Raw genomic sequence first — 7,921 nt, forward strand, 5'->3', positions numbered from 1 at the left:
GGGTTGATCGGGCGTCAGGTGGTCGGGGTGGCGGCCGGTGCGGCCGGGGTTCCGGTCGGGTCCGCGGCCAGGGCGGCGAGGGCGTGTTCGACGACCACGCCGATCGCCGCCGCCGGTGCGGGTTGCAGCAGCTGCTGGTGCCCGCTGTCCACGTCGTGCGCGAGGACGGCGGAACCGACGTGCGGCTCCCAGCTCTTGACCTTGAGGGCGCGCTCCTCCGGGGTGGGGCGGGTGTCGCCGCCGGCCGCCACGAAGAGCGTCATCGGGCAGCCGTCGAAGCGGCCCGGGGTGAACCGCTGGAACAGCTCCAGGTTGTTCCGCATGACCCCCAGCAGCCGTTCCAGCGTACCCGGTTCGAGCGCGGCGAGGGGGCCTTCGGTGCGGGCCAGGTGCGCGGCGACGCCTTGCGGGGTGAGCCGTTCCGGCTCCGCCGCGTCGACCCCGGCCTCGGCCAGGAAGTCGGCGAGGAACTCGGCGTCGCTGGGCCGGGCCCCGAGGGCGTCGTCGGGGTAGGCGTCCAGGTTGGCCAGGAACGCCACCCGCTCGCCGGCGGCGTGCAGCCGGACGGCCATCTCGTGCGCCACGACGCCGCCGTAGGACCAGCCGAGCAGGTGGTACGGGCCGTGCGGCTGCACGGCGCGCACCCGGGCCAGGTACTCCTCGGCGACGTCGCCCAGGTCGGTCGGCAGCGGGCCGTCGTCGGACAGGCCGCGGGCCTGGAGGCCGTAGACCGGCTGCTCCGGGTCGAGGTGCTCGGCGAGCGCCGCGAACGGGATCGCGAAGCCGAGGCCGCCGTGCACGCAGAACAGCGGGGGCCGCCCGCCGGTGGGCCGGATCGGCAGGACGGGCCCGAGCAGGTCGACCGCGCCGCCCCCGGTGGTGGCGGCCGCGGCCAGCGCCTCCAGGGTGCGGTGCTCGAAGACCGCCCCGAGGCTGATCGGCAGCCCGGCCCGGCCGGCCGCGTTGACCAGCCGGATCGCCTTCAGGCTGTCCCCGCCGAGGGCGAAGAAGGAGTCCTCGGGGCCGACCGGGCCCGTGCCCAGGACCTCCTCGACGGCGGCGCAGAGCAGCCGTTCCGGCTCGGTGCGGGGCGCCCTCGGGGCGCGGGCCGAGGGGGTGGCCGCGGGGGCGGGCAGGGCCTTGACGTCCAGCTTGCCGTTGGCGTTCAGCGGCAGTTCCGGCAGCGCGGTGTAGCTCTCCGGCACCATGTGGCCGGGCAGCGAGCGGGCCAGGTGGCCCCGCAACTCGGCCGGTCCGGGGGCCGGCCGGCCGTCGGCGGGCACCAGGTAGGCGACCAGGCGGCGCTGGCCGGCGGCGTCGGCGGGGGCCAGGACGGCGGCCCGGGCGACGTCCGGGTGCTCGGCCAGCAGCCGTTCGACCTCGCCGAGTTCGACCCGGTAGCCGCGGATCTTGACCTGCTGGTCGGCGCGGGCGACGTACTCGATCCGGCCGTGCCGGTCCCAGCGGACCAGGTCGCCGGTGCGGTACATGCGCTCCCCGGGCGCGCCGAACGGGCAGGCGGTGAAGCGGGCGGCGGTCAGCGCGGGCCGGCCGAGGTAGCCGCGGGCCAGGCCCTCGCCGGCCAGGTACAGCTCGCCGACCACGCCGCGCGGCACCGGCCGCAGCGCCTCGTCCAGGACGTACGCGCGGGTGTCGCCGATCGGCAGGCCGATCGGGACGGTGCCCTCGGCGCGGCCGAGGTCCTGGCCGGTGGCGAAGGTGGTGGTCTCGGTGGGGCCGTACACGTTGAACACCGTGGTGTCCGGCAGGGCCGCCCGCAGCCGGTCCAGGTGGTCGCGGGAGTGCGCCTCGCCGCCGGTGAGCAGCGCCCGCAGCGGGGCCAGGGCGCGCGGCCGGGTGTCGGCGATGGTGTTGGACAACTGGGTGGTGAGGAAGGCGACGCTCACCCGGGCGCGGGCCAGGAAGGACTCCAGGGCCCGCGGGTCGGCCGGGCCCGGCGGGTGGACCGCCACCCGGGCGCCGTGGGCGAGCGCGCCCCAGATCTCGAAGGTGGAGGCGTCGAAGGCGACCGGCGCGAAGTAGAGGAAGGTGTCCGCGGCGGTCGGCGCCAGCTCGGGCAGGCCCAGGACCAGGCGGACGGCGGCGCGGTGCGGGACCGCGACGCCCTTGGGCTTGCCGGTGGAGCCGGAGGTGTAGATGACGTACAGCAGGTCGTCGGGGTCGATCGGGGCGGCGGGCACCGGGGCGGTGACGGGCCGGCCGGCCAGGTCGGCCAGGGTTTCGGGGGCGTCCAGGAGCAGCTCGACGACCCCGGCGGGGAGCTCCCGTCCGGCCGGTGACCGTTCGGTGACGAGCAGCCGGGCGCCGCTGTCGGCCAGCATGTCGCGGACCCGCTCGTCGGGGTAGGACGGGTCGATCGGCAGGTAGGCCGCGCCGGTGCGGGCGATCGCCAGCAGGGTGCTCACCACGGCCGGGCCGCGTTCCAGGCGCAGCGCCACCAGGTCGCCCCGGCGGGCGCCGCGCGCGGTCAGCAGGTGGGCCAGGCGGTTGGCCTCGGCGTCCAGTTCGGCGTAGCTGGTGTGCCGCAGCCGCTCGGGGTGGCCGGGCTCGGTGTGGACCAGCGCGACCGCGTCCGGGGTGGCCGCGATCCGGCGGTCCACCAGGGCGGTGAGGGTGCTGCGCGGGGTGCCGGCCCGGTGGGTGCCGAGGGCGAGCAGTTCGGCCTCCTCCTCGGGTCCGAGCAGGTCCAGCCGGGACAGCGGCCGGGCGGGCTCGGCGAGGGCGGCGGCGAGCAGCCGCAGGTAGGCGTCGGTGATGCGGCGGGCGGTGGCGGGCTCGAACAGGTCGGTGCGGTACTCGACGGCGAGCGCGAGCGCGCCGCCGGCCTGCTCGGTGAGCTGGAAGAACAGGTCCCACTTGGCGGTCCGGACGGGCACCGGCTGCTCGGCCACGGCGAGTTCCGGGTCCTGCTCGGGCGCCGGGGCCGGGCCGGCCTGCTGGAAGCCGAGCATCACCTGGAACAGCGGGTGCCGGGCCATCGAGCGCTCGGGGTTGAGCACCTCGACCAGCTTCTCGAAGGGCACGTCCTGGTGCTGGTGGGCGGCCAGGTCGTAGGCGCGGACCCGTTCGGCGAGTTCGCGCAGGCCCGGGTCGCCGGAGGTGTCGGTGCGCAGCACCAGGGTGTTGACGAACATGCCGACCAGCTCGTCGAGCCGCTCGTCGGTGCGGCCCGCGATCGGGCTGCCGAGCGGGATGTCGGTGCCCGCGCCGAGCCGGGTGAGCAGGGCGGCGAGCCCGGCCCGCAGCAGCATGAAGACGCTGACGCCCCAGGCGGCGGCGAGCCGGTGCAGCTCGGCGGTGAGCGGCTGCGGCACGGTGGTGCGCACGACGTCGCCGCGGTGCTCGGCCCGGGTGCCGCGCGGGTGGTCGAAGGGCAGCGCCAGTTCCTCCGGCAGGCCCTTCAGGGTGGCGGTCCAGTAGCCGAGTTGGCGGGCGAGTTCGCTCCGCGGGTCGTCCTCCGCGCCGAGCAGTCCGCGCTGCCACAGGGCGTAGTCGGCGTACTGGACGGGCAGCGGCGGCAGTTGGGCCGGGCGGCCGGCCACCCGGGCCCGGTAGTACGCGGTGAGGTCGCGGGTGAGCGGGGCGAGCGACCAGCCGTCGCCGGCGATGTGGTGCAGGACGATCGTCAGCACGTGCTCGTCCGGGCCGAGCCGGAACAGGCGGGCGCGGAGCGGGAGGTGGCGCTCCAGGTCGAAGCCGCGCGCGGCCTCGGCGGCGAGGGCGGCGGGCAGGCCCGCCTCGGTGGTCTCGCTCACCGGGAGCGGGACGGCGGCCTCGGCCGGGGTGAGCACCCGCTGCTCGGCCGGTCCGCTGCCGGTGGTCCCGGAGGTGGCCCCGGGGACGGCGCCGGACCCGGTGCTCTCGGGGGCGCGCTGCGGGAAGACGGTGCGCAGCGCCTCGTGCCGGGTGACCACGTCGTGCAGGGCGCCCGCCAGGGCGTTGGTGTCGAGCCGCCCGGAGAGGCGGATCGCCAGCGGGATGGCGTACAGCCCGCCGGGTGCGCCCAGGTGCTCGACGAACCAGAGCCGCTGCTGCGCGTACGACAGCGGCAGCACGGCCGGGCGAGGCCCGGCGGCGAGCGGGGCGCGGCCGGGTGCGGCGGCGGCCAGCCGTTCGGCGAGGCGGGCGGGGGAGGGGGCCTCGAAGAGGTCCCGCACCTGGAGTTCGGCACCGAGTTCGGCGCGGACCCGGTTGACGATCCGGGTGGCGAGCAGCGAGTGGCCGCCGAGGGTGAAGAAGTCGTCGTCGACACCGACCCGGTCGAGTCCGAGCACCTCGGCGAAGACGCCGCAGAGCTGCTCCTCCTCGGCGGTGCGCGGGCCGCGGGCCGAGGTGGTGTACGCGGGGGCGGGCAGGGCGCGGCGGTCGAGCTTGCCGTTGGCGGTCAGCGGCAGCGCGGCGAGCGGGACCACGGCCGCCGGGACCATGTACTCGGGCAGCCGCTCGGCGGCGAACTCCCGCAGCCCGTCCGGGTTCGCGCCGTCGCGGGGCACCACGTAGGCGACCAGGCGCTGGTCGCCGGGCCGGTCCTCGCGGGCGATCACGGCGGCCTCGGCGACCGCGGGGTGTTGGCCGAGGACGGTCGCGATCTCGCCCAATTCGACCCGGAAGCCGCGCAGTTGGACCTGCTCGTCGGCGCGGCCCAGGTACTCCAGGGTGCCGTCGGCCCGCCAGCGGCCGAGGTCGCCGGTGCGGTACATCCGGGTGCCGCCGGGCTCGAACGGGCAGGCGACGAAGCGGGCCGCGGTGAGGTCGGGGCGGCGCAGGTAGCCGCGGGCCAGGCCGGGGCCGGTGATGTACAGCTCGCCGGGCACGCCGGCCGGGACGGGCCGCAGGGCGCCGTCGAGCAGGTAGACCCGCAGGTCCGGGATGCCGCGCCCGATCACGCTGCCGCCGCCGGCGGCGGCCGTCGGGGCGTCCAGCTCCTGGTAGGAGACGTGCACCGTGGTCTCGGTGATGCCGTACATGTTGACCAGGCGCGGCGCGTCGTCGGAGTGCCGGCTGTACCAGTCGGCGAGCCTGCCGATGTCCAGCGCCTCGCCGCCGAACACCACGGTCCGCAGGGCGAGCGGGCGCGGACGGTCGGCGTCGGCGCGCATCAGCTGGTAGAAGGCGGACGGCGTCTGGTTGAGGACGGTCACCCGCTCCTCGGCGAGCAGGTCCAGGAAGGCGTCGGGGGAGCGCGACACGTCGTACGGCACCACGACCAGCCGGCCGCCGCGCAGCAGCGCGCCCCACAGCTCCCAGACGGTGAAGTCGAAGGCGATGGAGTGGAACAGCGTCCACACGTCGCCGGGGCCGAAGTCGAACCAGCCGTCGGTGGCCTCCAGCAGCCGCGCCACGTTCTGGTGCGGCACCACGACGCCCTTGGGGCGGCCGGTGGAGCCGGAGGTGTAGATGACGTAGGCGGGGTGCTCGGGGGAGGCCGCGGTGTCCGGGGCGGTGGCCGGGTGGGCGGCCAGCGCGGCGGCCGTCTTCGGGGTGTCCAGGTCCAGGCGCGGCAGGTCCGGGGCCTCGGGCGGTTCGGGCAGCACGCCGCCGGCGGTCAGCAGCAGTGCCGGACGGGCGTCGCGCAGGGTGTAGCCGATCCGGTCGGCCGGGTGGCCGGGCTCCAGCGGCAGGTAGGCCGCGCCCGCCTTGAGGACGGCCAGGACGGCGACGATCAGCTGGGCGCCGCGCGGCAGCGCGACGGCCACCAGGCTCTCCGGGCCGGCGCCGCGGGCGGCGAGCAGGTGGGCGAGCCGGTTGGCCCGCTCGTCCAGCTCGCGGTAGCTGAGGGCTGCCTCGCCGGGAGCGGTGACCGCGACGGCGTCCGGGGTGCGGGCGGCCTGCTCGGCGAACAGCTCCGCGATGGTGGCGCGCCGCGCGGGCTCCCGGGGGGCGGCCGAGGCGCCGCTCCACTCGCCGAGGATGCGGGCCAGTTCGGCGGGCTCGGGCGCGCCGAGCCGGGCGAGCGGGGCCTGCGGGTCGTCGGCGACCTGCTCCAGGACGCGGACCAGCCGGTCCAGGACGCGCTGCGCGGACGGCCGCGGGTCCTCGGTGAGGCCCTCGGGGTTCCCGGCGAAGGCCGAGGGCCGGTAGGCGAGGTGCAGGTCCAGCCGCTCGCCGGGGAAGACGGTGAGGCTCAGCGGGTAGTGGGTGGCCGAGAGCACCTGCGCGGAACTGACGGTGCCGCCCGACTCGCGGAACAGCGCGGCCTCGTCCAGCGGGTAGCTCTGGAAGGCGAGGACGGTGTCGAACAGCTCGCCCTGGACGCCGGAGGCGGCCTGCGCCTCGGCGAGCGGCAGGTGTTCGTGCGGCATCATCGCGAGCTGCTGGCGGGCCAGCGCCTCGAACAGCTCACTCGCCCGCTGGTCCGGGCGCAGGTCGGCGCGGACCGGCAGGGTGTTGGCGAACAGGCCGATCATCGACTCGACGTCCGGGACCTCGGCCGGGCGGCCGGAGGTGACCGACCCGAACACCACGTCCTCGCGGCCGGTGAGCCGGCCGAGCAGCAGTGCCCAGCAGCCCTGCACCACGGTGTTGAGGGTCAGGCCCCGGCCGCGGGCCCAGCCGGCGAGCGCCGCGGTGCGCTCCGGCGACAGGAACCCCCGGACGAGCGACGGCAGTTCGCGGGAATCGCCGGCACCGGCGCCGGGCAGCGCCCGGACCGGCCCGTCCAGGCCGTCCAGCAGCTGCGCCCAGGCCGCCCGCGCGGCGGCCCGGTCACGGCCGTTCAGCCAGGTCAGGAACGAGCGGTACGGCGCGGGCGCGGGCAGCGCCGCCGCGCCCGCCGCGCCCGCCTCGTCGCCGAGCAGCACCAGCTCGCGGACGGCCAGCGGGAACGACCAGCCGTCCATGACGATGTGGTGCACCGACCAGACGAACCGGTGGTGCCCCGCGCCGAGCCGGATCAGGGTGAACCGCATCAGTGGCGGCCGCGCCAGGTCGAACCGGCGCAGCCGGTCCTCGCGCGTCAGCCGCTGCGCCGCCGCCTCCCGGTCGGCCTCGGGCAGGTGGGTGAGGTCGTGCAGCTGCCACTCCGGCTCGACCTCGGTCTCCTTGAGGACGACCTGGACGGGCTCGCCGGTCTTGCGGTTGCGGAAGCAGGCCCGCAGGTTGGGGTGCCGGCGCAGCAGCGCGGCCGAGGCCGCGCGCAGCCGGGCGGCGAGCTGCTCGCCGTCACCCGCGCCCGGCCCGTCGATCTCCGCGACGAACTGGAGGGTGTACAGGTCGGGCGAGGCCTGGTCGTACGAGGACAGGAACAGCAGCCCCTGCTGGAGGGGGGAGAGCGGAAGTACTTCGCTGATCTTCGACCCGGTTCTGGGGGCGGTCGTCACGAAAGTTCCTCATTCAACTCGAATTCCAGATCGGCCAGTTCCTCGTCGGACAGGGCGATCAGACTGCCTTCGGGTTCCGTCGGGGCGGACTCGGCGGGGCTCTGCTCCTGCTCCTCGGCGACCTGGGCCAGGGCGGCGGCGGTCTTGTGGGTGAAGATGTCGCGGGTGGTGAGGGTGAGTCCGGCCTTGTGGGCGCGGCTGACGACCTGGATGGAGCGGATGCTGTCGCCGCCGAGGGCGAAGAAGTCCTCGTCGATGCCGACCCGGCCGGTGCCGAGGACCTCGGCGAGGATGTCGCAGAGGACCCGCTCGCGCTCGGTGCGGGGGCCGCGGGCCTCCTCCTGGTCCCCCAGGTCGGGCCTGGGCAGGGCCTTGCGGTCGAGCTTGCCGTTGGCCGTGAGCGGCATGGCGGGCAGCACCAGCCAGGACGCCGGGATCATGTACCCGGGCAGCAGCTCGGCCAGTTGACGGCGGATCCGGTCCGGATCGACGCCGGGGCCGGTGAGGTAGCCGATGAGGCGGGGGTTGCCGGAGGCGTCGGGGAGGACGGCGACGGCGGTGTCGGCGACGGTGTCGAGGGA

Annotated in this window: 2 protein-coding genes; both read right to left on the minus strand. The window is 76.3% G+C overall.

Features of this window, described 5'->3' with window-relative positions:
* Window positions 1–14 precede the first annotated feature (14 nt).
* Entirely contained in the window at window positions 15–7,340 is a 7,326-nt protein-coding gene (locus AC07AL_RS10630; RefSeq protein ID WP_478317327.1) for an amino acid adenylation domain-containing protein, read from the minus strand.
* A partial coding sequence (locus AC07AL_RS10635) for a phosphopantetheine-binding protein (RefSeq protein WP_478317328.1) occupies window positions 7,337–7,921 on the minus strand: 585 nt, incomplete at its 5' end. The genes AC07AL_RS10630 and AC07AL_RS10635, both read right to left, overlap by 4 nt.

The organism is Kitasatospora sp. NPDC043949, assembly GCF_056435365.1.